Raw genomic sequence first — 25,031 nt, forward strand, 5'->3', positions numbered from 1 at the left:
CGGGTCATCCCCCGGCGGTCTCCTTGATCCTGAACACGGTATCTAGGAGCAGCGCGGCAGGGTCAAGATTGACCGACAGACCATGACGCGCCCGCGCGCCCACCTCTTCCGAGAGCGCGGCCCAGACTTGCGCGCGGTGCGGATCGGGGGCCAGCCGGGCCAGAAGCGCGGCCTCGCCCTTTGCGGCCTCGATCTCGGGGGGCATACCTGTGGCCCCGGTGCGGGCAAGCCGCACGAGAAAAAGGCCGATGAGCGTGAACAGAAGGTCGCGCCGCGCCTCCGCGCCACGCATGGCCGCCGTTTCGGCCAGCCGCAGCGCGCGCGGGCGGTCAAGGCGCGGCAGGCTCTCCATCAGCGCCACCCATTCGGCATAGAGCGCCAGACCGCCAAGGGATGCGATGCGCACCGCCGCGCCCACCGATCCGCCCGCCAGTTCCGCCAGCGCCGCCGGATCGCCCTCGGGGTCGATCCCCGCCTGTTGCAAGGCGCGCGCCATATCGGGCGCACCGAGCGGTGCCAGCCGCAGCATCCGGCAGCGCGAGCGGATCGTCGGCAAAAGGCGCGAGGGCTGATGCGCCACCAGCAGCAGGACCGTGCGCGTCGGCGGCTCTTCGAGCATCTTCAGAAGTGCGTTCGCGGCCTGCGTGTTCAATTCGTCCGCGGCATCGACGATCACCACCCGCCGTCCGCCATCCGTGGCCGACATCCCGAAGAAATTCGCCAGCTTGCGCACCTCGACGACGCGGATTTCCTGCGCCAGCCGGTCGCCCTTGTCATTGGGACCGCGCCGCAGAAGGAACAGCCCCGGCTCCGACAGCGCCCGCAGCCGCCGCGCGACGGGGTGTTCGGGGTCTACATCGAGGCTCTCGGGCGGGGGCGGCGCGCCGAACAGGCCCTCCTCCGCCGGGGTCTGACTGGCCAGCAGAAACCGCGCGATGCGCCACGCGAGCGTGGCCTTGCCGATGCCCTGCGCCCCGGTCAGAAGCCAGCCGTGATGCAGCCGCCCGGTGGCATGGGCGTCAAGGAATTCGGCCTCCGCCGCGCCCTGCCCGAAAAGCCGGACCGTCTCGCGCGGGTGCGGTGCGCCCTCGGCGCGGTCGGGCTCGGGCAGCGCCTCGCTCATGCCAGCCGCGCGGCGACCACGCGCGCCACCTCCGCCGCCACCGACTGCGCCTCGCCCGCGCCGTCGATCACCTGCACGCGCCCGGGTGCCTCGCGGGCCAGCGCCAGGAACCCCGCGCGCAACCGCTCCTGAAGACCCAACCCGAAGGATTCGAACCGCGCCTCGCCGCCACCGCGCGCCTCCGCGCGCGCCAGACCCATGGCCGGGTCGATGTCGATCAGGAGTGTCAGATCCGGCTCCTGCCCGATGACCAGCCGGTGCAATTCGTCCACCAGCGGACGCAGATCGGCCCGGCCCACGCCCTGATAAACCCGCGTGCTGTCGGCAAAGCGGTCCGAGATGACCACCGCGCCGCGATCAATCGCGGGCGCGATCACCCGCTCCAGATGGTCGCGCCGCGCGGCGGTGAAGAGCAGCACCTCGGTCTCCGGCGACCAACGGTCGCCCGCGCCCGTGAGCACCAGCTTGCGGATCTCCTCGGCCCCCGCGCTGCCCCCCGGCTCGCGGGTGAGCACCACCTCGCGGCCCTGTCCCCGCAGCGCTTCGGCCAGCAGGCGCGCCTGCGTGGACTTGCCCGAGCCGTCGATCCCCTCGAAGCTGATGAAGTGACCGCGCGCGCTCAAAGCGCCCCCTCGGGACCCTCGCGCAGACGGGTGAGAAGCAGCCCCGAAACCGTGCGCAACCGGGTCATGAACCCGCCGGGTGCCACATCCGAGGCCGCCACCAGCGGCACCCGCGTCTCGGGCAGGCCCTCGGGTGCAAACACGAGTTCGGCCAACACGTCGCCCTTGGCCACCGGCGCGCGCACCGGGCCGGTATAGACCACCTCGCCCGCGATCCGGTCAGCCCCGAGAATGGGCAAGAGCGTGTCGATATCCTCGGCGGGCATCAGCCCCACACGCGGCACATCGCCCATCCAGACCTCGGCCTCGGCCACCACCTCGCCTGCGCGCGCAAGCGATTTCTGCGCGAATTGCCGGAACGCCCAGTTGACGATGGCCTCGGATTCGCGTGCGCGGTCGGCGGCGCTGTCCAGTCCGGTGATGGCGAAGATCACCCGGCGGTCGCCCTGCACCGCCGAGCCGACAAGACCATATCCCGCCTCGCTCGTATGCCCGGTCTTGAGCCCGTCCGCGCCGATCCCCAGACCCAGAAGCGGGTTGCGGTTGTAAATATTGGCGGGCGCGCGCCCGTCAAAGCGAAACTCGGTCTCGGCGAACATCGGGTAGAATTCCGGGAAATCCTCGATCAGCCGCCGCGCCAGAAGCGCCAGATCGCGCATCGACATGACATGGCCCGCCGCAGGCCAGCCGCTCGCGTTCTGAAAGACCGAATTGGTCATTCCAAGGGCTTGCGCGCGCTGTGTCATGAACCGGGCAAAGCCCGGCTCCGTGCCGTCGGGGCTGAGCGCCTCGGCGATGACCACGCAGGCATCGTTGCCCGAGAGCACGACGATCCCGCGCAGCAGGTCCTCGACGCGCACCCGGTCGCGGGTGTTGAGAAACATGGTCGAGCCGCCAAAGCTCATCGCGTGTTCCGACACGGGCAGCCGCTCATCCAGCGTCAGCCGCCCGTCGCGGACCGCCTCGAAGGCGACGTAAAGCGTCATCAGCTTGGACATGGACGCAGGCGGCAGCGGCTCGTCGGCGTTCTTGTTCAAAAGCACCGTGCCCGTGGTCACATCCACCACATAGGCCCCCCGCGCGCTCGTCTCAAAGGCGGCGGCAGGCAGCGCCAACATGAGCGCGGCCAGGGCTGCAATCCAAAGGCGCACCATTTTCAGGGCCCTCCCCGGTCAGTTGGTGACGGGATAGGCGTCGGCAAAGCCCATCCCCTTGATCTTGCCCAGCACGGCGGAGAGGTCAGAGGCCGTCGTGGCCGGGCCGACGACCACGCGCCAGAACGGCTTGCCCGCCGACGTCTGCGCCAGAACCGTCGGCACCATCCCCGCCTGCCGGAGCGCGGTCGCGGTGTTGCGTGCGTTCGTCTCGACGCTGAAAATCCCGACCTGCACAAAAGGCGTGCCGAGGCTAGACGCAGGGCGCGCCGGGGCGGCGGGTTTCGACGACGCCTCCGGCTCTGCCTGTGCCGGCGCGGTGCCGGCCTCTGCGGCATCTATGGCGGCAGCGGCCCCGGCCACCGGATCAAGGGCCGTCGCCTCGATCTCGGCGGGGGCGGCGATCTCTTCGACCTCGGCGGGGGCGTCCTCCTCCACCGGGGTCTCTTCGCGGCGCAGCGCGGTCACGTTGAGCTGCGCGGGCGCGCCCGCCAGCATCTCGAGCGTGACCGCCGCATCGGACGAGACCTGGAACGCCGGTCCGGGCAGGTCGCGTTGCCGCCGGAACAGCGCGCCGATCACGAAGGTGCCGTTCGCGGTGTTGCGGATGATCACGCGCTCGGGGTCGGTCACATCGGGATGCGCCACCCAGACCCCGCCAAGCGAGGGCCGCCCGTCCCAAAGCCCCATATCGGTTTTCTGAAAGACCTGCGGCGCCTCCACATCGCGCTCCACCAGCCGCACGGACCTGCCGCCCGATGCCGCCTCGCGCGCCGCCGGTTGCCCGAAACTGAAATTCCCGCTCTCATCGCAGGCCGCAAGCCCGAACACCGCCAGCCCCGCCAATACGCGCCCGGCCCTCATCACCGCTGTCACCCGATCCATCCTGCGCCCCTTGCACCTGCGTTCTTGCGGGCGTGTCCCCGCCCGGTCTTGGTTTTCGCGCAGTCTAACCTGTCCAATGCTGCGTGAAAAGCACCCCGGCCCGCCTTGCGCGGATTTTCCCCATCAGGGCTTTGCAGAATCGCCCGCGCAGGGCTAGGGACACTCTACTCGCGGCTGGGAAGGGTGGCAGAGTGGTCGATTGCACCGGTCTTGAAAACCGGCGATGTGCAAGCATCCGTGGGTTCGAATCCCACCCCTTCCGCCATTTAGCCCCCTTAAGTAATTGAAATTACACGATAATTGAAAAACCGTTCCCCCAAGTTATCCCCCACATTGGCGCGGATTGCGTCGGAATATGCCGGAAAAGAGCGCAGCCGGTGCGCGTTGCCTGAATTTTTGATTTCAGCGCCGGGGGCCTGCTACACTCGCTACTTTTGCTACACGAAACGGTGCCAATGCCGCCATGTCGCGCCTTGCCGTGAACCGGTGGGTGAGTTCCGGTTTTCTTGCGGGTCGCGCAGCGCGAAAGGAAATGTCCACCACCGGTGCAAGACCGAGGGCAGATCGGCGGGATTGGGACCCGTCATGCGACGTGCATCAGCCGCCGGAAACGCTCAGGCTCAAACCGCGATAGCACCGCCTGCGGGTCCATCCCAGCCAAGGCGCAAACCGTGAAAAAGTCGCGTGAGCCAAGCCAAGCGACATCAACGCCCCGCGCCGCGTCGTGCAGCCCATGAGCAAGGATAGCGTGCCACAAGCGCACCTCGCCCGTCATGCCGCTGCGGCCTCTGTGAGCGCCGCACGCAGTTCCCTAGCAGTCTCCCAGCCTTGCGCCCACAAGTCCCCCTCAACGGCCCATTCCGGCGGTTCTGGCGTGTCTGCGTCTAGAGGTGAAGTCTCCCAAGGTCGAAGCCCTAAAGCGCGGTGCACGCCCATGTAGTCGCCAGTCTGAAAAGCCTCGATAGCCTCTGGCGTGACCTTGTGAGCGCGGCCCTTTGGTGTGCGTCGTTTGATCGGCATGTCAGCCCCTCCTATTGCTGCGAAGCGCGGGCGGGCGTCGATCCTGCACCGGCTCTGTGTCGAGATCCATTTCGCGAAGGATGCGCGCGAAGGCGAGGCGGGAATCACGCTCAATCGCAATCGCCGGGTGAGACTTCACGCTGTCGCCAGCGGGCACCGTGATGCCGTCGCGGTCAATCGCAGCCCTCGCTTGCTGGCACCGGTCGAAACTCTCACAAGCAAGCCGTAGAAGCTTCATGTGGTGCGGTTCGAGCGCGTAAGCCTCCACTACCTCACACCACCATTGAGCGGCCTCAGGGCTAAGGTGAGAGGGCGTGGGCGTCAATTTCTTGGGCATTGGTCGATCCTCTGGAAATTCAAACCGGGGCAGGCTTTGTAGAATGGAAGCTCCCACGCCGGTCCGCTGTTGGTGAAGCCGTGAAGTTATCTTGGCCCCCCCGGTATAGGGTGCGCGCCACGCCCCGGAGGTTCGGTGGGGCTGCGCGCTCTGGCGGTTTGCCTACTCACCAGTTAAGGGGCTGCTTTGGCGTCGGAACACCGGGCGCAGCCTGCCCTTTCCCGAGTTAGGCGAACGTGCCGGTGATGAGCGCGGCGGGCTTGCGCACGGCAAGGGCGATACGTTGCTCGGCCAGGATCGCCACAAGGTTGCGCGTGAAGAAGTCGGCGTGTTCGGTGCTGATTTCAACTCTCGGCGTCCACCTGTCGTAAAGAGTCGCCGCCTGTTGGAAGTCGCCGACAAGGTAGCTGCCCGCTGCGATAGCTTGGCTGGCCACCACTGGAAGCCCGAACAAGACCGGCGGCACGTCAGCGCCGGGTGCGCCCAAGAGATATTTGCCGTCCGCATCTTTCGCCATCCGCATCCTTGTCCAATCGCTCGGATGCACGATAACGCCTGTCGCCGGGAAGTCGGCCAAAGCGGATTGCAGGATTGCCAACGCGATCTGGTCGATAAGGTTCGTCGGCACGATAGCGCCCGCGCTCGGGTCAGCGAATGCCGTGGCCTGCGGGATAAGGCCATGAAGGTTCGGTGCCACGCCATCGCCTGCCAAGAGTTGCGCCTCTTCAACCAATGCCAGCCCGTGGCGCAGTTCGGTGTCGATCAGGTCGCGCAGTTGCGGGGCGTCGTCGAGGATTTGCCGCGATGCCGGAACCCAGTGCGCGATCACTTGCGTGTTTACGTTCCGCAATTCCAGCGTCATATCCGACTGCGGCTTGAGCGCGCCCTCTGCTACCGTCGCAGCGGCACCGGGGCGGGAAGTCATTGAGGGCCATTCGACCGAATTCGACGAAACCGCCACCACCGGCAAAAGGTCGCGGATCGTCAGGCGGCGGCGTGCCAGCGTTGCCACCTCGTCGCGGAACGGCTGGCCCATCGCGCCGCCCGAGGTCGGGCTGGACGTAACGTCTTTCAGTTCCAGCCGATAGCGCCCAGGACGCGCGGTTTCTTGGGCGAAGTCGGCAAGCCCCTTGGCCTCGATGAATTGTTGGCCCCACGTCTGCGGGCGCAGATCGTGAGATCCAACGCGCGCGGCCTTTTGCTGCATTTCGAGGACATGCTCTTTGGTGCCCGCCAATTCGTTGCGAACGCTCTTGAGTTCAGCGGCCACGGTGTCGGCATGGCTGGCGAATTTCTGCGAAAGCGTGTCGAGAACGTCGCCGCCGTCTTTACGCTGAAGGTGTGCGCCAGCGGCGAGGGCGGCGCGGTGCCGGGTGGTGAGGGTGGTGTGTTTGGTCATTGGTTTAGCCTTTCATTTGAGGTGTTTTTGCCTCGATCATTTCGGCGAATTTCTTGACGCGCTCTTGGTCGAGCGCAGTTCCTGCCAGCGCCGCGAAACCGCCCGCCGCCAGTTTTGTTGCAGCCGCTTTTGGCAATCCCGCTTCGCGCAAAAACTGCACCGTGGCGGCTTTGCTTTCGAGGTGTTTCACGGCCCGGATGCGAGCGCGGGTGTTCGCGGGCACGGTGACGATTGAGACTTCCACGAGGTCGATCTGGTCGAGGGCAAACACGCCCTTTCCGAGATACCGCCGCCCGCCTTCTGGCGTCAGGAAGCCGATGGAAAACGCGCCTGCGTCGCCCGCCGATATGTGCTCGAAAGCGTCCCTGCCCTTGGTGGTCTTGAGATTGACTTGACCGGCCACGAAAAGCCCGGTGCTGTCCTCCTCGATATGCGACCAACTCCCGATAGGTTCCTCAAGGCGGTGTGACCAAAGCATCACGGGCGATGTGCCAGCGGCCCGGTGCTCGGCAAGCGTTTTCGTGAAAGCGCCGACCGAAACAACATCGCCATGCCTGTCAGGACCGCCGCCGAAAGTGCTGGCGTAACCTTCGATCCGGCCCTCGGCAGTAGCTTTCACCTCAAGGTCGGTTGCGACCGCGAGGCGTAGATCATTTGAGAATTTGCGAAGGTCCATTTCACCTCCTCGCATGTTGAAAATTCGGGCAAGCTGCCCGGTGATCTTCAAGCCCGGTCTGGTTGCCGGTGCTGCGAAGGCGGTGCGTCGGCTTGGCCCCGGTTAAGGTGGCGGGCGCGATCAGACCTGCGATATAGTTATGTGATAACGTGGCGAAAGTCAATTCACCTTCCCCCGTTTGCCCTCAAGTGATGCAAATGCACCAGCCTCGATCCGGTCTGCGAGGTGCCGGAATATGGCTGCCGTGTCCTGTGCTCCATCCATGGAAACGGCTTGCGCTGCGCTGTAGGTCAACAAGCGGTCCAAAACCGTGACAATATCCGCCCCGGCCTCTTCGATCATCAGGCACGCGGCCCGATAAACGATTTCATCGCAAAGACTGACTGTTTTGCTTTCGTCGGTCATGTCGTGTTCCTTTCCGTTTCTGTCGGGTTCATTTCCAGTTGTCGGGATTGTGCGGATCGTCGGCTTCGCGCCGCCATTGATCTAGCAGCGTGATCCCTGCGGCCCGCTGCGCCTCGGGCCATGCGTCGCGCTCGGCCTCGGCCCGGTCCTGACCGCCGTCGAATTCGCGGATTGCGCATCGTTCTTCGAAAATGTCGCGGGCCAATTCCTCTTTTGACATTTCAGGAAAGGGTGCCGCTACAATCGCTACTTTCGCTACATCTGGGGCGCGCGGTGCCAGCGGCTTCCCTGAAATTTCGGCCAGCGCGGCGCGTGTGTTAAACCACATCACCAGCCCCCCTTATTATGTGCCAAGCTTCCTTTCGTGCCGCGCCTCGCACCACGGTTCCGGGTTCAAGCGGCATAAGCCAGCCGTGTTTTTCGAGCGTGCCCAGCCCGCCCCGCGCCTTCGGTGTTTCGCGCATGGCGTTTGGCCCATATTGCACCACGTCTCGCGCGGTGATTTCCGGTTCGGCCCAGTTTTCCAAAAGCCATTTGCGCAAGGTTTCGGCCCGGTCGATTTCCGCCGATACGGCTGCAGCACTCGCCAGCCGCGAAGCTTCGGACAGATAGAATTGCGCCAAGTCTATTGCATCAGCCATGTCGCCCGCCTCCACCGCCGGGGCGTCGAGGTCGTGCCAGAGTGTCAAAACACCAGCGATGCGCGCCGCTTGTTCCGCCGCCTTTGAAGCCGTGCCGGTGATATGTGCCAAGTCACCGCCGGGGGCTTGTGCCGTCTCGATAGCGTCGGAAAACGCCACCATCAGCGCGCGGGCTTCGGGGGTCAGGTGCAGCGTTCGCGGTTCCAGTTCCCGTGTTTCCGGGTCCATAGGCATAGGCGTGTCGAGAATGTCGCGCAGCCGTCCCGCGAAGCTTGCAAGCGCCATTTCATCGCGGCGCGCGTTCGCCTGCATCCGGGTCCCGATTGCGCTGGGCGGTTCGCATAGAAGGAAGCGGGGCAAGAAACCGGAATCAACGGCCAATGGGTCGGCCATGAAGGTTCGCGCGATACCCGACTGCACCATCAGATGCACCGCCAGCCGCCGCCCATAGAGCGTTGCATGTCCATCGCCCGCGCGGGTTCGGCGTATCGGGTTGCCTTGCCAGAGGTCATTGAACGCGGCCAGCGTCTTTTGCCGGTTTTCCGAGTTCATGGCGTGCCCGCCCAGAAATTGCCCGCCCTCATCCGAGAAAAGCCCAAGCGACGGTTGCCCGTGCGCGAAAAGCCGGGTCAATCCTTCAAATGTCGGTTCGGTCACGGTTCGGTCAGCGCTGGGCGGGGCTGCCGGTTCCGGCCCGAGCGCGGCAAGGTCAGCTTGCGCCGCCGTGCGCTTTTCGCCTTTGCCTTTCTTCGCTTCCGTGAGGATTCGGTCGCGTTCGCCCTTCCATAGCGCGTGCGCGTTTGTCCAGCTTTGCAGGGCGTCGCGCTGGGCCTTGGCCTGTTCGCGTTCATGGTCACGCAGCGCGGCCAGCAGGGGCGCGTCGCAGGCTGATTTCCGTTCGCCCGAGCGCGCCACCGTCAAGGCGTAAAGCGATAGCGGGCGCGCGCCGCCCAGGGTTTCCACATCCGCAAAGCCTTGCACGGCCAGAGACGCCACCGCCAAGGCCGATTGAGCCGGGATTGCCACGGGGGCTTGTGTCATGCCCTGCACGGCCTGCACCGCCGCGCGCAACGGCCCAAGCGCCTGCACCGGATAGGCCATGCCGGGGGCGATTTCGCGCACCAGCGGTTGCGGCCCCTCGGGCGTGAAAGGCACGGCTTGGGGGGTCAAAACCTTCATGCGGCTTCCCCTTTCATGGTCAAAATGTCGTTCCAATCGCGGCCAGCGGGGGCAGGTAAAAGCGATACAGCCCAGCCCAGCGCGTGCGCCCTTTCTGCCAGAGCGTTTGCAGCTTCACGGCCCGCCTTGTCACCGTCCGGGGCAATCGTCAGCCGTCCTGGGCGCGGGGGCAGGTGAAGCCCCCGGATTCCCGAGGTTGATAGAGCGGCCCATATCGTCGCGCCTCTGCCCAGTAGCCCAGAGGCAAGCGATAAGGCGGTTTCGATACCTTCGGCCACCACAAGCGGCCCGCGCTCTTGCGTTAGTCGCACCGCGCCCCCGGCAACGGCCCCGAGCATCACTTTTGCCGGGTCTATATCGGCCTTGCCGGTGCCATCGGCGCGCAAAAAAGTTCTGTGGATTGCCGCCGCGCCCGTGCCCTGCACCGCCGCGACAAGTGCCGAGTGCCGTTTTGCGGTCGGCCCGTGCCAGCAAGAGCCGTGAAAGCGAAGCGTGGGGGGCAATTCGCAGGTGATGCCCCGCCCGCGCAAATAGGCTTCCGCCACCGTGCCCGCGATGGGCTGGGCTTCCTGCCAAAGCCGTTTTGCCTGTTCCGCTTTGCGCTGGGCTTCGGCCCGTCGTTCCCGTTCGCGCTGGGCCAACGTTGCCGGGTCCGGGGCGCGATAGTCGCCAGAGCGCAGCCCCGCCGCCGCCAGAATGTCGAGAAAGGAGCAAGCGCTTTTCTTGCAATGCAAAAGCAAGCCCGCACCGCCGTCTGAAATGGTCAGGGCGTTTTGCTCTTTCCGCCGCTCACTTTGACATACCGGACAGGCGCAAACCCCATATCGGCCATGCCAGCGCCCGCCTAAATCCAGAGTCAATTTCCTTGCGTCAATCATATTGCGCCCCCCAGCCGTGCCACCAAGTCGGCACGAATAGCGGCCTCGCGGTCGAGCAAGCGCGCCGCCGCGTCTGCATTGCGTCTCGCCTCGATTGCGTCGCGCAAAATGCCGGAAAGGGTCGCGGGGTCTATGGCCTCGCATTGCACGGTATCGCCCTCAAAGCGCCGCTTGTCGGTCGGCTTTGGGGGCGCGGTTGGCAGGTCGAGCGCCGCCGCCTGTTCGCGTGTAACGGCAAGGCGGGTGAATCGCGGCGCGGCCCCGAATAGGGTTTCGGTCATCGCGCTAACGTCCTCGGCCAGAGACGTGAAAAGATGTTCGCCGCTAGGGTCGAGGTCGCCAATGTGCAGGATTTCGGCGGGCTGCCCCATATCCATTGCCGCCGCCAATTCGCGCGCCAAGTCGTGCTTTGCCGTCAGGCTATCAAAGCCGCCCGAGGTGAGGACGGGCACGCCATAGGGGTTCGCCACGCGCGCTAACATGGGTGCCATGCCGCCCGCTTCGCAAAGCGTCCAGAGGCGAACAGGCTGCCGGTCCTGTCGGTCGAGTGTGAAACCCTCGGCGTCGTCGCGCATGTCAATCAGGAAGCTTTCTGCGCTAGGCCAGCTTTGCCATTGGTAGCGGCTAGGGCCATCGTCGCGGATCGCCTCGAAAAGGATAAAACCGGCCCGTCGCGCACGGTTCACGGTTTCGCAAAGCCGGGAATACGCTGTTTCCGTTTTGTCAAAGCCGCGTGTCGAGACAAGCCGATAGAATACTTGCCTAATGGTCAGGGGCAGGTGCGCGCGATAGTCGCTAAGCACGGCCTGCACGTCCTGCACCAGCGCCAGCGATGCCGCGCGCGGCTTCCAAGGCGCGAAGCCTCGGGGGCGCGTGCGCTTTGCGCTTGCCGCCGTTTGTGTTATCTTAAGGGTGCCCGCCGCTTCCGCAGAGCGGTTCCCTTGCCCCGTGTCGGCCTGCCAGCCGCGCGGGGCTTCCAATTGCCCGCCGCTCATTTCAAGCGGCCCGAGTTTCGCGGCTTTTGAGCCACGCGGCAATGTCGCTCTCGCGCCACGCAACAAGGCGGGTGCCCAGCTTCACCGGCTGCGGGAATTCGCCCCTTTTCATCCAGTCGTAAAGCGTCGATCGGGAAAGCCCCGTGACGTTCTCGACTTCGGGGCGTCTCAAAAGTTTCTCAGCCATGTTCCGGCCCTTTCCATTTGCGCCCAAGCGGGAATGCTTCGGCGTCTGTCGGAAAGTAAGCGCGGCTTTTGCGGGTTTGGATTGCGGGCGAAATTCAGAAATTATTTCGCAAGGCGTTCGCCGCTTCCCATTTGTCGCGTCCAGCTTGCGGCGGCGGGGCGCAATATCCGCCCGCAGGGTTTTTGTGTCGCTCTAGCAAACCGGCATGAAACAAGGCGTCGGTGAATTCGCGCCAGCTTGCATCCGGCATTGCCTCGCGGGCGTCGAGCGTGCGCAAATAAGCAAGCCATTTCGCAGGATGCCGTCGCCTCTGAACGACCTTGCCAATTCTCATTTCTTGCAAATCTTTCAGTAGCATGGAAGCCGCTCTTAATTGCGGTTCAAGCGGCTTGGACAGGTCAAAATCAATGCGCTCAAATCCTTCTGGCGGTTTATCTGAATTGAACCACTGCACGACCTCATCCCAATCCGAAAAGCCGATTGATTGAAATGGCTGTGCCCCGATCCTCGGGTTTGGAATTTGTGGCAATCCTAAGCTTTTCGCAAGCGGGTGCATGGCGGTAAAGCCGGGTTCATCTGGGCGAAGGTGCGCCATCGGGAAGCCGGGTTTGCCCACAAATGGTTGCCGGTATTGAAAACTGGCCTCTGCGCTTTCTTGAAATGCCGCGCGCACGTCATCCCGCCGCCGCGTAAATTCCCAGCGCCACCGGTTTAGATTCCAGCTTTTCACGTCGCCATAGGCTGCCGCAACCTGCCAGTCTGGGGTGCCCCATTCATTGCTCATTGCGCTACCCCCAGCGCCACCACGTTGCCGCCCTGCACCGTCTCACCGCGAAGGAAGGAAGCCCATGCGGCCATCATTGCGCGCCGCCGTTCGAGCATGTCGCTTCGCTGATAGGCGCGCTCAACGTCGCTGCCGATAAAATGCGCCAGCGCGATTTCGGCCATGTCGCGCGGGAAGCCCTGTTCGGCTGCCCATTGCCTGAATGTCGAGCGAAGCCCGTGCGGCACGGCTGGGCGTTTGTTCTGCGGGTCGAGGTATCCAGCCCGCCCGGCCTTTTCTTCGGCTTCCTGCATCCGGCGCATGACGGCTGAAATGCTCATATCGGAAAGCATCCCGCCGCGCGGCGCGAAGAAAACATAGGGCGTTCCGTCCATGCGGGGCAGGCTTTCGAGAATTGCCACCGCCTCGGGTGTTAGCGCCACGCGGTGCGGCCTGCCCGCTTTCATACGGCTTGCCGGGATAGTCCAAGTAGCGGTTGTAGCGGGTGTAGCAGCCCCCTTGCCCTGAATTTCGGTTTCCCGTGTAGCGGTTGTAGCGGGTGTAGCGGCCCCGCCCGGTTCAAAATCAAGTTCCGCCCATGTCATGCCGCGAACCTCGCCAGAGCGTGCCGCCGTGAGCGTGAGGAATTGCAAAGCCCTTGCCGCCATGCCTTCACGGCCTGCCAATTCTGCCCACCAGCGCGGCACGTCAGCCAGCGCCAGCGCCGGTTGATTGCCAGTCTTTGCCACCTTGGAAGGCTTGGGCAGGATTTCCGATAAGTTGCCTTTCCAGCGGGCTGGGTTGTCGCCCTTGCGGTGCCCGGCCACGGTTGTCCATGACAACACGGCCTCTATGCGCCCGCGCAGCCGCTTCGCGGTCTCAGTCTTGCTTTGCCAGATAGGTTGCAGAACCTTTAGCACGTCCCGCGTGTCGATTTCCGCCACCAGCTTCGGCCCGAGTTCCGGCAAGGCGTATGTGTCGAGCGTCGAGCGCCATTGTTTCTTGTGCTTTTCGTTCCTGAATTCGTGAAGCTTTGCGGCAAGGTATTTGTCCATTGCATCCGCGAAGCTTAGCCCGCCCCGCGCCTCGCGCCGTTCTGCCAAGGGGTCACGGCCCGTCATGGCCTTGCCTCGGTTTTCCAGCGCCATATTCCGCGCCACGGCAAGAGATATTGCGGGCGGGCTTCCAAGCCCCATTTCGCACCGCTTGCCCCGTATCGTGATACGTTGAACCCATTGCCGCGAACCGTTCGGCTGCACGCGAAGATACAAGCCTTGCCCGTCAAAGTATTTGCCGGGTTCGTTCACGGTCTCCACGAAACGAGGTGAAAGCACCTTTTCGGGTCTGCGAATTGCCTTGTCCGCCATAATTCCTATTCCCCTATTTATCCCCCACCTTAACGAGGACTGCCCCGGAATATGACGGAAAGTTCAGGACAATGAAAGGGAAAAATAGCCTTATATCAAAGGCTTTTACGGCCTCTTACGGAATGGCCCGGAATTGCCTATGGCGGCCACCCCTTCCGCCACAGGCCCGATCATGCCCGGTCATGACGTGACCGGAGCGCCGGACCGGATGGTCTTGCTCATTCTGCAAGCTCAGCCTTGCACAAGCTCTGGTTGACTGTCTCCGGCTTCCTGCCCCACCTTGACTTGCATAGATCAAGAAACTTACAGGCGAATCGAGGCAACACATGCAACAGGCACTGATCCCCACCGTCGGACTGGTATGCCGACTCTGGTTGGCAGTATTTTTCATGGCTCATGTGAGCAGTTATCTCGCACCCGAGACGGCCGGGGTGATTTTCGGGTTTTCGGGTCACAGCGTGATCACCGGGGCTGCGGTGCTCGATCTGGGCGTGGCCGGACTTCTGGCGCTGATCGCGCTCTGGTTGCTGCTCGGGATCTACAGCCGGGTCGTGGCGGTCATCGGGATCGTGGTCTGCACGGCGGCGGCGGCGCTCTATCACGGGCCGGTTCTTGGCCCCGAACGCGTCGTGGCGCTGCTTGCGGTGGCGATCCTCGCCGTCACCGGCGGCGGGCGTCTGCGTCTGCACGCGGGCGGCTGGCGGCTGCGCGACATGCTCTGACACGGCAGAGGCGGCGGGTCACTCCGCCGCCTCGCTTTCGCGGGTCGTGCCCACCACGCCGAGCGACTTGAGCTTGCGATGCAGCGCGCTGCGCTCCATGCCGACGAATTCCGCCGTGCGGCTGATATTGCCGCCAAAGCGGTTGATCTGCGTCATCAGGTATTCCCGCTCGAAGGCCTCGCGCGCCTCGCGCAGCGGCAGGGTCGCGATCGAGCCGGAGATGATCACCCGCCCCTGCTCCAGCGGCACCGCGCTCTCGCCCGGTAATTCACTTGCGGAAATCGGCCCGCCGCTGTCGCCAAGGATCAGCACCCGCTCGATCACGTTGCGCAACTGGCGCACGTTGCCGGGCCAGGTCATCGTCTGCAAGAGCGCCGCCGCCTCCTCCGAGAGCGCGCGCAGCGGCAGGCCCTGCGTGGCATTCAGAAGCGCGATGAAATGCTGGGCCAGTCGCGGGATATCCTCGCGCCGCTCGTCGAGCCCCGGCACCCGCACCGGCACCACGTTGAGCCGGTGATAAAGCTCGCGCCGGAACCGGCCGGCGGCAATCTCGGCCTCCAGATCACGGCTGGTCGAGGAAATCACGCGCAGATCGACCTTGACCTTGGTGCTGCCCCCCGCCCTCAGAAAGGTCTGATCGACCAACACCCGCAAGAGTTTGGATTGCGTGCCCTCGGGCAGGTCGGCCACCTCGTCGAGATAGATCACCCCGCCATTGGCCTCCTCCAGCAGACCCGGCGCCACACCCGTCTCGGGGCTTTCGCGGCCGAAGAGCACCTCCTCCATGCGTTCCGGCGCGACCGAGGCGCAGGCGACGGTGACAAAGGGGCTCTGGCTGCGCGCCGAATGGGCGTGGATATAACGCGCCGCCAGTTCCTTGCCCGATCCCGCAGGCCCGCTCAGCATCACCCGGCCATTGGATTTCGTGACCTTCTCCAACTGGCCCAGAAGCGCGCGAAAGGCGGGCGCGTCGCCCAGCATTTCCGACGGGGCCGTCTCGCGCCGCTTGAGCGCCTGATTTTCACGGCGCAGGCGGCTTGTCTCCATGCCGCGCCGGATCACCACCATCAACTGATCGATGTTGAAGGGCTTTTCGATGAAGTCATAGGCCCCTTGCTTGATCGCCGCGACGGCGATCTCGACATTGCCATGGCCCGAAATGATCACCACCGGCACATCGGGGTAATCGCGCTTGACCGCCTTGAGGATGTCGATGCCATCCATCTGGCTGTCCTTGAGCCAGATATCGAGGATCAGAAGGCCGGGTTGCTCGGCCCGGATCGCCGCCATCGCCTCGTCGGAATTGCCCGCCCGCCGCGTGGTATAGCCCTCATCCTCGAGAATATCCGAAATCAGCTCGCGGATATCGCGTTCGTCATCGACAATCAGAATGTCACTCATGGGTCCCCCTCACTCGGCCGCCCGGGCCTCACCTGTCGTATCGGTCGCCGACATCAGCGGCAGCCGCACCACCGCGCGCGCGCCCGCATGCGCCCCCGGCGAAAACGGCTCTGCATCCTCCAGCATCAGCGTTCCGCCATGCTCTTCGATGATCTTCTTGACGATGGGCAGGCCAAGGCCGGTGCCCTTGTCGCGCGTTGTCACATAAGGCTCGAAAAGCCGCGCGCGATCCTCGGGCAGGCCGATGCCGTTGTCGGAAATGGCAATGACGGCCTTGCCGTCCTCTACCCCGCTCTCGATGCGGATCACCGGCACATGCCCCTCGGGCGCGCCCTTCTCGCGCAGGCTCTCGATCGCCTCGCCCGCATTCTTGATCAGGTTGGTCAGCGCCTGCCCGATCATCGCCGGATCAATCCGCGCCGCCAGCGGCCCCTCGTCGAGCGCCAGGTCGAACCGCACCTCGGGCTGGCCCGCCTCCTGCAACAGCACCGCGTCGCGCAGCACCTTGCTCAGGCTCTCGGTGCGCGTCTGCGGTTCGGGCATGCGGGCGAACTTGGAAAACTCGTCGACGATCCGGCGCAGGTCATTGGTCTGGCGCACCACCACATCGGTCAACTCCTCAAGCTTCGCCGCCTCGTCCTCGGGCAGTTGGCGGGCGAACTTGCGCTTGATGCGTTCGGCACTCAGCGAAATCGGCGTCAGCGGGTTCTTGATCTCGTGCGCGATGCGCCGCGCCACGTCGCCCCAGGCGGCCATGCGCTGCGCGCTCACCAGATCGGTCACATCGTCGAACGCCACCACAAAGCCTTCGCGCTGCCCGCCCTCGGTGTGGCGCGTGGACATGCGCACCAGCAGGTTTTCCTGTCGCCGCCCGCGGGTGACGCGGATCTCCTCCTGGACAAAGCCGCCGGGGCTCTGCATCAGCCGGTCGAAGAGCGGTCCGAACTCGGGCACCGCCATCGAGAGCGCCAGCGACTGCTGATCCTCCTTCCAGTCGAGCAGACGTTCGGCAGCGCGATTGACGAAGGTCACGCGCCCCTTGGCATCAAGGCCCACCACGCCCGACGAGACCGACCCCAGCACCGAATCAAACAGCCGCCGCCGCCGCTCGATCTGCCGTGTATTGGCCAGAAGCCGGTCGCGCTGGCCCTTCAACTGGCGGGTCATCTGGTTGAAATACCGGCTGAGCAGGGCAATTTCGTCGTCGCCCTCCTCCTCGCGCACCTGCGTTTCCAGATCGCCCTCACCCACCCGCTGCGCGGCCGCCGTGAGCCGCCCCACGGGCCGCGACAGGCGTTCCGCGAACCACATCCCCAGCCAGATCGCGGCAAGGATGAGAATGACGGCGAACCCGAAATAGACCAGCCCGAACTCGAAAAGGACCCGGCCCCGCTCGCTCTCGCGCTGCTTGTAAAAGGTGGCGGTTTCCTGTGTGTCGTCGAGCAGGTTGAGGATCGCGCCATCCACCGTGCGGCTCACGTAAAGCAGCCGGTCGGGAAAGGCGTCAAGCGGCAGGAGCGCGCGAAACTCGTCATTGTCCCAGTCGCGGATCACAAGCACACCCTCGGCGCGCGCTTCCGCGATCTGCTCAGGGGTCGGGCGCTCGTAATCGAAGAGATACGAGCGCTCGCCGCGCGCGCGGATCTCGCCTGTTCCGTCGATCACGAAGGCCTCCTTGAGGCCGCGCTGGATCTCGCGCTGCCCCGACGACAGCACCTGCCTTATGTCGCCATCGCCCATGAAGGCCGTGACGCGCCGTGTGGCGTCGATCACCCGCGCCAGAACCTGCGCGTCGGCCACCAGATCGCGGCGGTGTTCCTCTTCATAGGCCTGTGCGGCGGCCACGGAGCTATCGACCACGCGCCCGACCCGCTCGGAAAACCACGCCTCCAGCCCCATGTTGATCGACAGCATCGCAAAGACGGCGACCGAAATCGTCGGCAGCAGCGCCATCAGCGCAAAGACGCCGGTCAGCCGCAGGTGCAACCGCGAGCCCGCCGAGCGCGAGCGCCGCGCCGCCACCATCCGCGCCACCCGTTGCAGCACCAGCCCCGCAACCACCAGCACATAGACCATGTCCGCCAAAAGCACGAGCCGCAGCAGGTCTGACCCGCTGCCCCGGTCGAGCGGACCCATCACCAGATAGGTCAGAACCGCCAGCACCGGACCAAGCAGCACAAGGCCAAGCGCGCCCCAGCCCCTCAGTCTGCGCAACCGCGCCGAGCCGAAGGCACCGCGCATCGGTCCGCTCACATTGCGTGTCTGTGTTGCCACGCCGCCCCCCGGCTCTGGTTGTGGGGACCTCTGCCCCCACCCCAACATGCAGACGACAAGCGCGACCTTCGCCCTCACCGCCACAGTGCTGTTGCAGTTTTACATCAACTTGCGGCGGCGTGTCACGCGAATATCCAGATCGGTCATTTTCTTTCGCAACGTATTGCGGTTGATTCCCAGAAGGTCGGCACAACGGATCTGGTTGCCCCCCGTCGCCTCGAGCGCGATCTCGATGAGCGGGGCCTCCACCTCGCGCAGGATCCGCGCGTGCAGGCCAGAGGGCGGCAACTCTCCGCCATGCAGGTCGAAGTAGCGTTGCAGATGGGCGCCGACCGCGCCGCTCAACGTCTCGCCCCGACCCGGCCGCATCACCGGCTCTGCCTTGGGTTGGGTGCCCAGCACGGCGGCCAGCTCGGCGCGCCCGATCACCTCGGCCTGCGCCGTGAGCGCCAGCCGCCGCATGGCGTTTTCCAACTGCCGCACATTGCCCGGCCAGCTATAGGCGCGCATCAGATCCACCGCCTCCTCCGACAACCGCCGCTCGGGTGCGCCGGGCCGGTCCTCGCGCGCGAGGAAATGCGTGGCGAGGATCGGGATATCCTCGATCCGGGCGCGCAGGCTCGGCACGTCGATCACCACCCCGCTCAGCCGGTAATAGAGATCCTCTCGCAGGGTCCCTTCCTCCAGCGCCTGCGCCGGCGGCACCCGGCTTGTCGCCATGAAACGCGGCGCGCTTTCGCCCGGTGCCTCCATCATCCGCACCACCCGGCCCTGTATCTCGGGCGAAAGATCGCTGACCTCGTCCAGCACCAGCGTTCCGCCGCGCACCCGCGCCATGACCTGCGCCGGGCCGTCGATATCATGGAGGTCCGCGCCCGTGACGGTCACGAAAGGCAGGCTGCGGCGGTCCGAGTAATCATGCACCGCACGCGCCACCAGCGATTTTCCCGTACCCGACTCGCCGCAGATCATCACCGGCAGATCGGCATGCATCACCTGCGCCACGACCTTGTAGAGCGCCTGCATGGCCGCGCTGCGCCCGATGAGCGGCAAGTCCTCGGGCCGCTCATCGGGGGCCTCGCGCGCGCCCTTGCGTTCGCGCGCGGCGAGCGCCCGCGCGGTGCGCTTCATCAGGTCCGGCAGGTCGAACGGCTTGGGCAGGTAGTCGAACGCCTCTGCCTCGGCGGCCTTGATCGCGGTCATGATGGTGTTTTGTGCCGAAATGACGATCACCGGCAGGCCGGGGCGGTCCTGCGCGATCTTGGGGAGCATCTCGAGCCCGTTGCCATCGGGCATCATGACGTCCGAGATCACCACATCGCCGCGGCCCTCGGCCACCCACCGCATCAGCGTGGTCAGCGAGGATGTGGCATGGACCTTGCACCCCGCCCGCGTCAGCGCCTGCGTCAGAACCGTGCGGATCGTGCGGTCGTCATCGGCGACCAGAACCGTGCCATCCATGTCTCAGCCCTCCTTGTCCTGCGCATCCGCGCGTTGCAGCGATATGCGGAACACCGTGCGCCCCGGCCCCGAGTCGACCGAAATCCAGCCGCCATGGTCCGAGACGATCTTGGCCGCCAGCGCCAGCCCCAGCCCGGTGCCGTTCTCGCGCCCCGACACGAAGGGCTCGAACACATCGCTTGCGATTTCGGGCGGCAGGCCCGGCCCGTCGTCGATCACCTCGAGATGCAGGGGCAGCGCGCGCGCGTCGCCGCCGCGCCGCACCCGCAGGGTTGCGTCGTAATGGGTGCGCAGCCGGATCGTGCCCCTGCCCTGCGGCGCGGCCTCGGCGGCGTTCTTCAAGAGGTTGAGCACCACCTGCACAAGCTGATCCCCGTCGCCAAGCGCGGGCGGCAGCGAGGGGTCGTAGTCCTCGACAAAGCGCATCCCGCCGGCGAAACCCAGCATCGCCGAGCGCCGCGCCCGGTCAAGCACGTCATGCAGGTTGACCGCTTGCAGCACCGGTGCGCCGACATTGCCGAACTGCTCGACCCGCTCCAGGAGCGCCACGATGCGGCGGCTCTCGCTCACGATGAGATCGGTCAACTCCCGGTCCTCCGCCGTGAGCGTCATCGACAGAAGCTGCGCCGCCCCGGTGATCCCCGCCAGCGGGTTCTTGATCTCGTGCGCCAGCATCTCGGCCATGCCGATGGCCGAGCGCGCGGCGGATTTGACGGTGCTGTTCTGCCCCACGCGCCCGGCCATCTCTCGCGGGGCGATCAGCATCAGCATCCGCCCCGGCGCGCCCGCCATAGGGGCCACCTGAAGCGAGCACATCACCGGCGGCCGCGTGCCCGTGCCCACATCCACATCGTTGACGAAGAGCGGCGCGCCGCTTTCCCGCGCGCGGGAAAAGGCCGCCTCGAGCGGCGCATCGACGGCCAGCCGGTCCCAGACCGGCGCCCCCACCAGCGCGCGCGCCGAGCCAAGCAGGAACCCCTCCGCCGCCGGGTTGAGCCGCGCAATGCGGTCGTCTTCGTCGATGACCAGCGCGGGCACCGGCAGCGACGCCCAGAGCGGTTCGTCCGCGCTCATGCCGCGCACCGCAGCCCGAACGCCTCGGGCAAGAGCCGCGCCACCTGCGCGGGCGGGGCGGTCAGCACCGCGCGGCGCAGCGCCGCGGGTGTCGCGGCCGCCTCCATATACCAGCCCAGATGCTTGCGCGCGACGCGCCCTCCCAGATCGGGGCCGTAAAACGACAGCATCGCCGCGTGATGCCCCGCCACCAGATCCGCGAGCGCCGCACCCTGCGGCACCATTGGCATGGGCGTGCCCCAGAGGGACGCGGCCACCTCGGCCAGGAGCCAGGGCCGCCCGCGCGCGCCGCGCCCGATCATCACCCCGTCCGCGCCAGAAAGTGCGAGCGCGCGCCGCGCCGAGGCCGCATCCACGATATCGCCATTGGCAATCACCGGCACGCGCACCGCGTCTTTCACCGCCCGTATCGCCGTCCAGTCGGCACAGCCCTTGTAGAACTGACAGCGCGTGCGCCCATGCACCGTGATCATCGCCACGCCCGCAGCTTCGGCGCGCGCCGCGATCTGCGGCGCGTTGAGGCTTGCGTGATCCCAGCCCAGCCGCATCTTGAGCGTGACCGGCACCTCGACAGCCCCCGCTACGGCCTCGATCAGCCGCAACGCATGGTCGGGCGTGCGCATCAGCGCCGAACCCGAGGCACCCGCGCCGCGCGCCCGCGTCACCTTTTTCGCGGGGCAGCCCATGTTGATGTCGATCACCTGCGCGCCCTCACCTTCCAGCCTGCGTGCCACCTCGGCCATCGGCCCCGCCTCGCAGCCCGCGATCTGCACCGAGGTATTGCCCGCCCCCAGACCCAGCTCCGCCTTCTCGCGCACGCCTGGTCGCGCGCTCAGCATCTCGCGGCTGGCGATCATCTCGCTCACCACCAGCCCCGCGCCGAACCCGCTCACCAGATCGCGGAACGGCAGATCGGTGATTCCGGCCATCGGCGCGAGCAGGACCGGCGGGGTCAGGGGCCTATCGGCCAAAGTCAGCATGATGTGCCCAATCCTTGTGCAATAGCGCTCTTCTACCTGCCTCGCTCCTTGGTCACAACGCCGGACGGCCCAAATCCGCGCCCTCACTGGCACGATTGCCTGCTTTTTAGGCACATGCCCCGGCATTGCGCTTGTCCGCGCCGCGCCCTAATCAAGGGTCATGACAATCGCCGCCCTCATCACCGCCGCCGGCCGGGGCACCCGCGCGGGCGGGGAGCATCCGAAACAGTGGCAGCCCCTCGCGGGCCGCCGCGTGATCGACTGGACCATCGCCGCGTTCGGCCCCTTTGTCGGCCGCACGCTGATCGTGCTGCACCCCGACGATCTGGCCCTTGCGCCCAAAGGCGTCGAGGTCACGACGGGTGGGGCCACCCGCCGCGCCTCGGTCCTCAACGGGCTGGAGCATCTGGCGCGGACCGGCACGCCGCCGCGCCTTGTGCTCATCCACGACGCCGCCCGCGCCACCCTGCCGCCCGGCGTCATCCGGGGTGTGCTCGGGTCGCTGGAGGCAGGCGCGCCTGCCGCCGCCCCCGCGCTGCCCGTGACCGACGCGCTCTGGACCGGCCTTGACGGCGCGGTCACCGGCACGCAGGACCGCGCAGGTCTTTTTGCCGCACAGACCCCGCAAGGCTTTGATTTCGCGTCTATCCTCGCCGCACATCGCGCGCATGAGGGCGACGCCGACGACGATGTCGCCGTGGCCCGCGCCGCCGGTCTGCCGGTGACGATCACCCACGGCCACGCCGACAATCTCAAGATCACCCATCCCGGCGATATCGCCCGGGCCAACCGCATTCTGGGGGCACAGATGGATATTCGCACCGGCACCGGCTTTGACGTGCACCGTTTCGGGCCGGGCGATCATTGCATGCTCTGCGGTGTCGCCGTGCCGCATGAGCGGGGCCTGCAGGGCCATTCCGACGCCGATGTCGGGCTGCACGCGCTCGCCGACGCCATTTACGGCGCGCTGGCCGAGGGCGATATCGGGCGGCATTTTCCGCCGTCCGAGGCGCAATGGAAAGGCGCCGAGAGCCATATCTTCCTGCGTCACGCGGTCGGGCTTGCCAGCAACAAGGGTTTTAATATCAGCAACATGGATGTCACTCTTATCTGCGAACGTCCCAAGATCGGCCCCCATGCCGAAGCCATGCGCGCGGCGCTGGCCGCGATCACCGGCGTGTCCCTCGACCGTATTTCGGTCAAGGCCACGACCACCGAACGTCTTGGCTTCACCGGCCGCGAAGAGGGTATCGCCGCACAAACCGTGGTCACGCTGGTGAAGCCATGCGCCTGAGCCATGTCATCGCCACGTTCTTTCATGTCGGCCACCTGCGCCCCGCGCCCGGCACATGGGGCTCGCTCGCCGCATTTCCATTCGCTTGGGCGCTCCACGCGCTTGGCGGGCCTATCCTTCTGGCGCTTGGCGTCGTCGTGTCGTTTGCATCAGGATGGTGGGCCACATATCTGGAAACAAAAGGAAAAGACAATCACGACCCGTCGGAGATCGTGATCGACGAGGTGGCGGGGCAATGGCTCGCCTTCCTGCCCGTTTCAATAGGTGCGGCCCATGCAGGTGTGGCGCTCACCGCGCTCTGGCCGGGCTGGATCACCGCCTTTCTCGCCTTTCGCCTCTTCGACATCTGGAAACCGGGGCCGATTGGCTGGGCCGACCGGCGGGGGGATGCGCTTGGCGTCATGCTCGACGACATCCTCGCCGGGGTGGCGGCGGCGCTCTGCGTGATGCTGGGGGCCTTTCTCGCGCATGTGGTTTTTGCATGATGATCGCCGCACAAATTATTGATATTGCAAAACAAAAAGGCATCATGATTGCCACCGCCGAAAGCTGCACAGGTGGCATGGTCGCGGTTGCACTCACCGATGTTGCGGGTTCCTCCGCGGTGGTGGAGCGCGGTTTCGTCACCTATTCCAACGCGGCCAAGACAGAGATGCTGGGCGTCGCGCCCGCCACCCTTGCCGCCCATGGTGCCGTCTCGGAAGAGGTTGCGCGCGAAATGGCCCAAGGCGCGCTTGCCCATAGCGGCGCGCAACTGGCCGTTTCGATCACCGGCATCGCCGGGCCGGGCGGGTCCGAGCACAAGCCCGAGGGGCGCGTCTGCTTCGGCCGCGCCATGGCGGGCCGCACGACGCATAGCGAAACGCAGGAGTTCGGTGCCGCGGGCCGCGCCGAGGTCCGACGCCTCAGCCGCGATCACGCGCTCGCGTTGCTGCTGGCCGCGCTAGAGGCCCCTCAGCCGTAAAGCGCCTGCGCGCGCGCCTCAAAGGCGCGCACGATCCGTTTCATCGCCTCGTGGAAAAACATCTCCGCCGCTGACTGCAAGAGCCTGTTGCGAAACGCGAAATCCACGTCAAAGGCCACTTCGCAACCGCCCTCCACATCGCGGAACGCCCAGTTCGAGCGCATGTGTTTGAACGGGCCGTCCAAATACTCGGTCTCGATCCGCAGCACCTCGGGCCAGAGCAGGACACGGCTGCCGAATCGCTCGCGGAAGACCTTGAAGCTGATCACCAGATCGGCCTCCATCACCTCTGCGCCATCGTCGCGCGGGGTCACGCTGCGCACCCGCGCCGCCGCCGTCCAGGGCAGAAACTCCGGATAGCGCGCGACATCGGCGACCAGCCCATACATCTGGTCCGCCGTGTAGGGCAGAACCCGCGTTTCGGCATGTGTCGGCATGGCTTCCCCGGTTTTCCGCGTGACAGTGGCGCGGTTTTTCATAGACTGGCCGCGATTTTGCAAGGGGAAGTCATGACGCAGCGCGACTATGTGATCGACAAGCTCATCTCCGCCAAGAGCATCGCCGCGCGCGTCGAGGTGCTCTCGCACGAGATCGAGGCGGAATTCGCGGGCACCCAAAAGCTTATCGTGGTGGGCCTCCTGCGTGGCTCGTTCATCTTCATCGCCGATCTGGTTCGCGAGTTGGATCTGCCGGTCGAGGTCGATTTCGTCGAGACATCATCTTATGGCAACACGATGGAATCGAGCCGGGAGGTGCGTATTCTCAAGGACTTGCGCGGCGATATCGAAGGGCGCGACGTGCTCGTGGTCGAGGATATCGTCGACACCGGGCACACGCTTTTTCACGTCCTGCACCTGCTCCGGAGCCGTCGCCCCGCGCGCCTCAGGACCATCGCCCTGCTTGACAAGCCGTCGCGCCGCGAGGCCGATATCCGCGCCGACTGGATCGGGTTCGAGATCCCCGATGAATTCGTCGTGGGCTATGGCATCGACTACGCGCAGCGCAACCGCAACCTGCCGTTTATCGGCAAGGTCCGGTTTGTCGGCCCATGAACATCACATGGCTTTTGCGTCTGGCCCGATGGGCGCGCCGCCCGCCGGGGCCACGCACCGTGCGGCTCTGGCTGATCGTGATCGGGATTGCGTTGACGATTGCCGGGATCGAGTTCTTCCTCGGCTGGCCGGAGGCGCTGACGCTGGAGCCGCGCAGGTCAGTTTTTCGACCATAGT

The 25,031-nt window shown here is 65.7% G+C and carries 27 protein-coding genes and 1 tRNA gene; 7 read left to right on the plus strand and 21 right to left on the minus strand.

From position 1 onward, the window contains the following. Window positions 1-4: 4 nt before the first annotated feature. Genes ABIE57_RS01860 through ABIE57_RS01875 form a run of 4 tightly spaced genes read right to left on the minus strand, consistent with a single transcriptional unit; the run spans window position 5 to window position 3,785 of the window. Window positions 5-1,123 carry a DNA polymerase III subunit delta' gene (locus ABIE57_RS01860; RefSeq protein ID WP_354537278.1) on the minus strand — a complete coding sequence of 373 codons (1,119 nt, stop codon included), beginning with the start codon at window positions 1,121-1,123 and terminating at the stop codon, window positions 5-7. Continuing rightward, a complete protein-coding gene (gene tmk, locus ABIE57_RS01865) occupies window positions 1,120-1,746 on the minus strand; it encodes a dTMP kinase (RefSeq protein ID WP_354537279.1) in 627 nt (208 codons plus the stop codon). The genes ABIE57_RS01860 and tmk overlap by 4 nt, the downstream gene beginning before the upstream one ends. Beyond that, the gene (locus tag ABIE57_RS01870) at window positions 1,743-2,900 is read right to left on the minus strand and encodes a D-alanyl-D-alanine carboxypeptidase family protein (protein WP_354537280.1); all 1,158 of its coding nucleotides are present in this window, start codon (window positions 2,898-2,900) and stop codon (window positions 1,743-1,745) included. The genes tmk and ABIE57_RS01870 overlap by 4 nt, the downstream gene beginning before the upstream one ends. Before the next feature lie 18 nt (window positions 2,901-2,918). After that, complete coding sequence (locus ABIE57_RS01875; protein ID WP_354537281.1) at window positions 2,919-3,785, minus strand: SPOR domain-containing protein; 867 nt, start codon at window positions 3,783-3,785, stop codon at window positions 2,919-2,921. Between the two features lie 177 nt (window positions 3,786-3,962). Between ABIE57_RS01875 and ABIE57_RS01880 the strand changes: the two genes are divergently transcribed. Further along, window positions 3,963-4,050 (plus strand) — tRNA-Ser (locus ABIE57_RS01880). 756 nt (window positions 4,051-4,806) lie between these two features. Here ABIE57_RS01880 and ABIE57_RS01885 read toward each other — a convergent pair. The 11 genes from ABIE57_RS01885 to ABIE57_RS01935 form a co-directional block, all read right to left on the minus strand. After that, window positions 4,807-5,142: a P27 family phage terminase small subunit gene (locus tag ABIE57_RS01885; RefSeq protein WP_354537282.1), complete on the minus strand. Its 336-nt coding sequence runs from the start codon at window positions 5,140-5,142 to the stop codon at window positions 4,807-4,809. Window positions 5,143-5,368: 226 nt separating this feature from the next. Further along, entirely contained in the window at window positions 5,369-6,541 is a 1,173-nt protein-coding gene (locus ABIE57_RS01890; protein WP_354537283.1) for a phage major capsid protein, read from the minus strand. Window positions 6,542-6,545: 4 nt separating this feature from the next. Then, on the minus strand, window positions 6,546-7,217 hold the full coding sequence (locus ABIE57_RS01895; RefSeq protein ID WP_354537284.1) for an HK97 family phage prohead protease: 672 nt from the start codon (window positions 7,215-7,217) through the stop codon (window positions 6,546-6,548). 159 nt (window positions 7,218-7,376) lie between these two features. Continuing rightward, a complete protein-coding gene (locus ABIE57_RS01900) occupies window positions 7,377-7,622 on the minus strand; it encodes a hypothetical protein (protein ID WP_354537285.1) in 246 nt (81 codons plus the stop codon). A gap of 28 nt (window positions 7,623-7,650) precedes the next feature. Next, a complete protein-coding gene (locus ABIE57_RS01905; RefSeq protein ID WP_354537286.1) occupies window positions 7,651-7,950 on the minus strand; it encodes a hypothetical protein in 300 nt (99 codons plus the stop codon). Further along, window positions 7,940-9,442: a YfjI family protein gene (locus ABIE57_RS01910; RefSeq protein WP_354537287.1), complete on the minus strand. Its 1,503-nt coding sequence runs from the start codon at window positions 9,440-9,442 to the stop codon at window positions 7,940-7,942. Before ABIE57_RS01910 ends, ABIE57_RS01905 begins: the two co-directional genes overlap by 11 nt. Then, window positions 9,439-10,182, minus strand: a complete 744-nt coding sequence (locus tag ABIE57_RS01915) for a DUF7146 domain-containing protein (RefSeq protein ID WP_354537288.1) — start codon at window positions 10,180-10,182, stop codon at window positions 9,439-9,441. Before ABIE57_RS01915 ends, ABIE57_RS01910 begins: the two co-directional genes overlap by 4 nt. Before the next feature lie 134 nt (window positions 10,183-10,316). Beyond that, the gene (locus ABIE57_RS01920; RefSeq protein ID WP_354537289.1) at window positions 10,317-11,006 is read right to left on the minus strand and encodes a hypothetical protein; all 690 of its coding nucleotides are present in this window, start codon (window positions 11,004-11,006) and stop codon (window positions 10,317-10,319) included. A gap of 310 nt (window positions 11,007-11,316) precedes the next feature. Next, entirely contained in the window at window positions 11,317-11,502 is a 186-nt protein-coding gene (locus tag ABIE57_RS01925) for a helix-turn-helix transcriptional regulator (protein ID WP_354537290.1), read from the minus strand. Window positions 11,503-11,596: 94 nt separating this feature from the next. Further along, complete coding sequence (locus ABIE57_RS01930) at window positions 11,597-12,286, minus strand: hypothetical protein (protein ID WP_354537291.1); 690 nt, start codon at window positions 12,284-12,286, stop codon at window positions 11,597-11,599. Continuing rightward, the gene (locus tag ABIE57_RS01935; RefSeq protein ID WP_354537292.1) at window positions 12,283-13,632 is read right to left on the minus strand and encodes a tyrosine-type recombinase/integrase; all 1,350 of its coding nucleotides are present in this window, start codon (window positions 13,630-13,632) and stop codon (window positions 12,283-12,285) included. The genes ABIE57_RS01930 and ABIE57_RS01935 overlap by 4 nt, the downstream gene beginning before the upstream one ends. Before the next feature lie 398 nt (window positions 13,633-14,030). On the opposite strand from ABIE57_RS01935, the gene ABIE57_RS01940 reads away from it, so the two are divergent. Beyond that, window positions 14,031-14,354: a hypothetical protein gene (locus ABIE57_RS01940; protein WP_354537293.1), complete on the plus strand. Its 324-nt coding sequence runs from the start codon at window positions 14,031-14,033 to the stop codon at window positions 14,352-14,354. An 18-nt stretch (window positions 14,355-14,372) separates the two neighbouring features. Here ABIE57_RS01940 and ntrX read toward each other — a convergent pair whose 3' ends face one another. The 5 genes from ntrX to dusB form a co-directional block, all read right to left on the minus strand. Continuing rightward, a complete protein-coding gene (gene ntrX, locus ABIE57_RS01945; RefSeq protein ID WP_354537294.1) occupies window positions 14,373-15,755 on the minus strand; it encodes a nitrogen assimilation response regulator NtrX in 1,383 nt (460 codons plus the stop codon). A 9-nt stretch (window positions 15,756-15,764) separates the two neighbouring features. Further along, window positions 15,765-17,996, minus strand: coding sequence for a sensor histidine kinase NtrY-like (locus ABIE57_RS01950; protein WP_354537378.1), 2,232 nt, complete (start codon window positions 17,994-17,996; stop codon window positions 15,765-15,767). A 132-nt stretch (window positions 17,997-18,128) separates the two neighbouring features. Beyond that, window positions 18,129-19,490, minus strand: a complete 1,362-nt coding sequence (locus ABIE57_RS01955) for a response regulator (RefSeq protein ID WP_354537295.1) — start codon at window positions 19,488-19,490, stop codon at window positions 18,129-18,131. Between the two features lie 3 nt (window positions 19,491-19,493). Next, entirely contained in the window at window positions 19,494-20,564 is a 1,071-nt protein-coding gene (locus ABIE57_RS01960; protein WP_354537296.1) for a two-component system sensor histidine kinase NtrB, read from the minus strand. Continuing rightward, the gene (gene dusB, locus ABIE57_RS01965) at window positions 20,561-21,544 is read right to left on the minus strand and encodes a tRNA dihydrouridine synthase DusB (protein ID WP_354537297.1); all 984 of its coding nucleotides are present in this window, start codon (window positions 21,542-21,544) and stop codon (window positions 20,561-20,563) included. Before dusB ends, ABIE57_RS01960 begins: the two co-directional genes overlap by 4 nt. A 160-nt stretch (window positions 21,545-21,704) precedes the next feature. Between dusB and ispF the strand changes: the two genes are divergently transcribed. Genes ispF through ABIE57_RS01980 form a run of 3 tightly spaced genes read left to right on the plus strand, consistent with a single transcriptional unit; the run spans window position 21,705 to window position 23,802 of the window. Continuing rightward, the gene (ispF, locus tag ABIE57_RS01970) at window positions 21,705-22,838 is read left to right on the plus strand and encodes a 2-C-methyl-D-erythritol 2,4-cyclodiphosphate synthase (RefSeq protein ID WP_354537298.1); all 1,134 of its coding nucleotides are present in this window, start codon (window positions 21,705-21,707) and stop codon (window positions 22,836-22,838) included. Next, window positions 22,829-23,323 (plus strand): phosphatidylglycerophosphatase A family protein, encoded by a 495-nt coding sequence (locus tag ABIE57_RS01975; protein ID WP_354537299.1) that lies wholly within the window; start codon window positions 22,829-22,831, stop codon window positions 23,321-23,323. Before ispF ends, ABIE57_RS01975 begins: the two co-directional genes overlap by 10 nt. Further along, window positions 23,323-23,802: a CinA family protein gene (locus tag ABIE57_RS01980; protein ID WP_354537379.1), complete on the plus strand. Its 480-nt coding sequence runs from the start codon at window positions 23,323-23,325 to the stop codon at window positions 23,800-23,802. Before ABIE57_RS01975 ends, ABIE57_RS01980 begins: the two co-directional genes overlap by 1 nt. Here the strand turns inward: ABIE57_RS01980 and ABIE57_RS01985 are convergent. Then, window positions 23,793-24,239 (minus strand): type II toxin-antitoxin system RatA family toxin, encoded by a 447-nt coding sequence (locus tag ABIE57_RS01985; protein WP_354537300.1) that lies wholly within the window; start codon window positions 24,237-24,239, stop codon window positions 23,793-23,795. The two genes, ABIE57_RS01980 and ABIE57_RS01985, sit on opposite strands and share 10 nt — an antisense overlap. A gap of 72 nt (window positions 24,240-24,311) precedes the next feature. On the opposite strand from ABIE57_RS01985, the gene hpt reads away from it, so the two are divergent. Together hpt and ABIE57_RS01995 are read left to right on the plus strand one after the other, a co-directional pair. Beyond that, window positions 24,312-24,854, plus strand: a complete 543-nt coding sequence (gene hpt / locus ABIE57_RS01990; RefSeq protein WP_354537301.1) for a hypoxanthine phosphoribosyltransferase — start codon at window positions 24,312-24,314, stop codon at window positions 24,852-24,854. After that, window positions 24,851-25,030: a hypothetical protein gene (locus ABIE57_RS01995; RefSeq protein ID WP_354537302.1), complete on the plus strand. Its 180-nt coding sequence runs from the start codon at window positions 24,851-24,853 to the stop codon at window positions 25,028-25,030. Before hpt ends, ABIE57_RS01995 begins: the two co-directional genes overlap by 4 nt. Window position 25,031 lies beyond the last annotated feature (1 nt).

It is taken from the genome of Roseovarius sp. MBR-6, from assembly GCF_040547525.1.
Classification (GTDB): Bacteria; Pseudomonadota; Alphaproteobacteria; order Rhodobacterales; family Rhodobacteraceae; genus Roseovarius.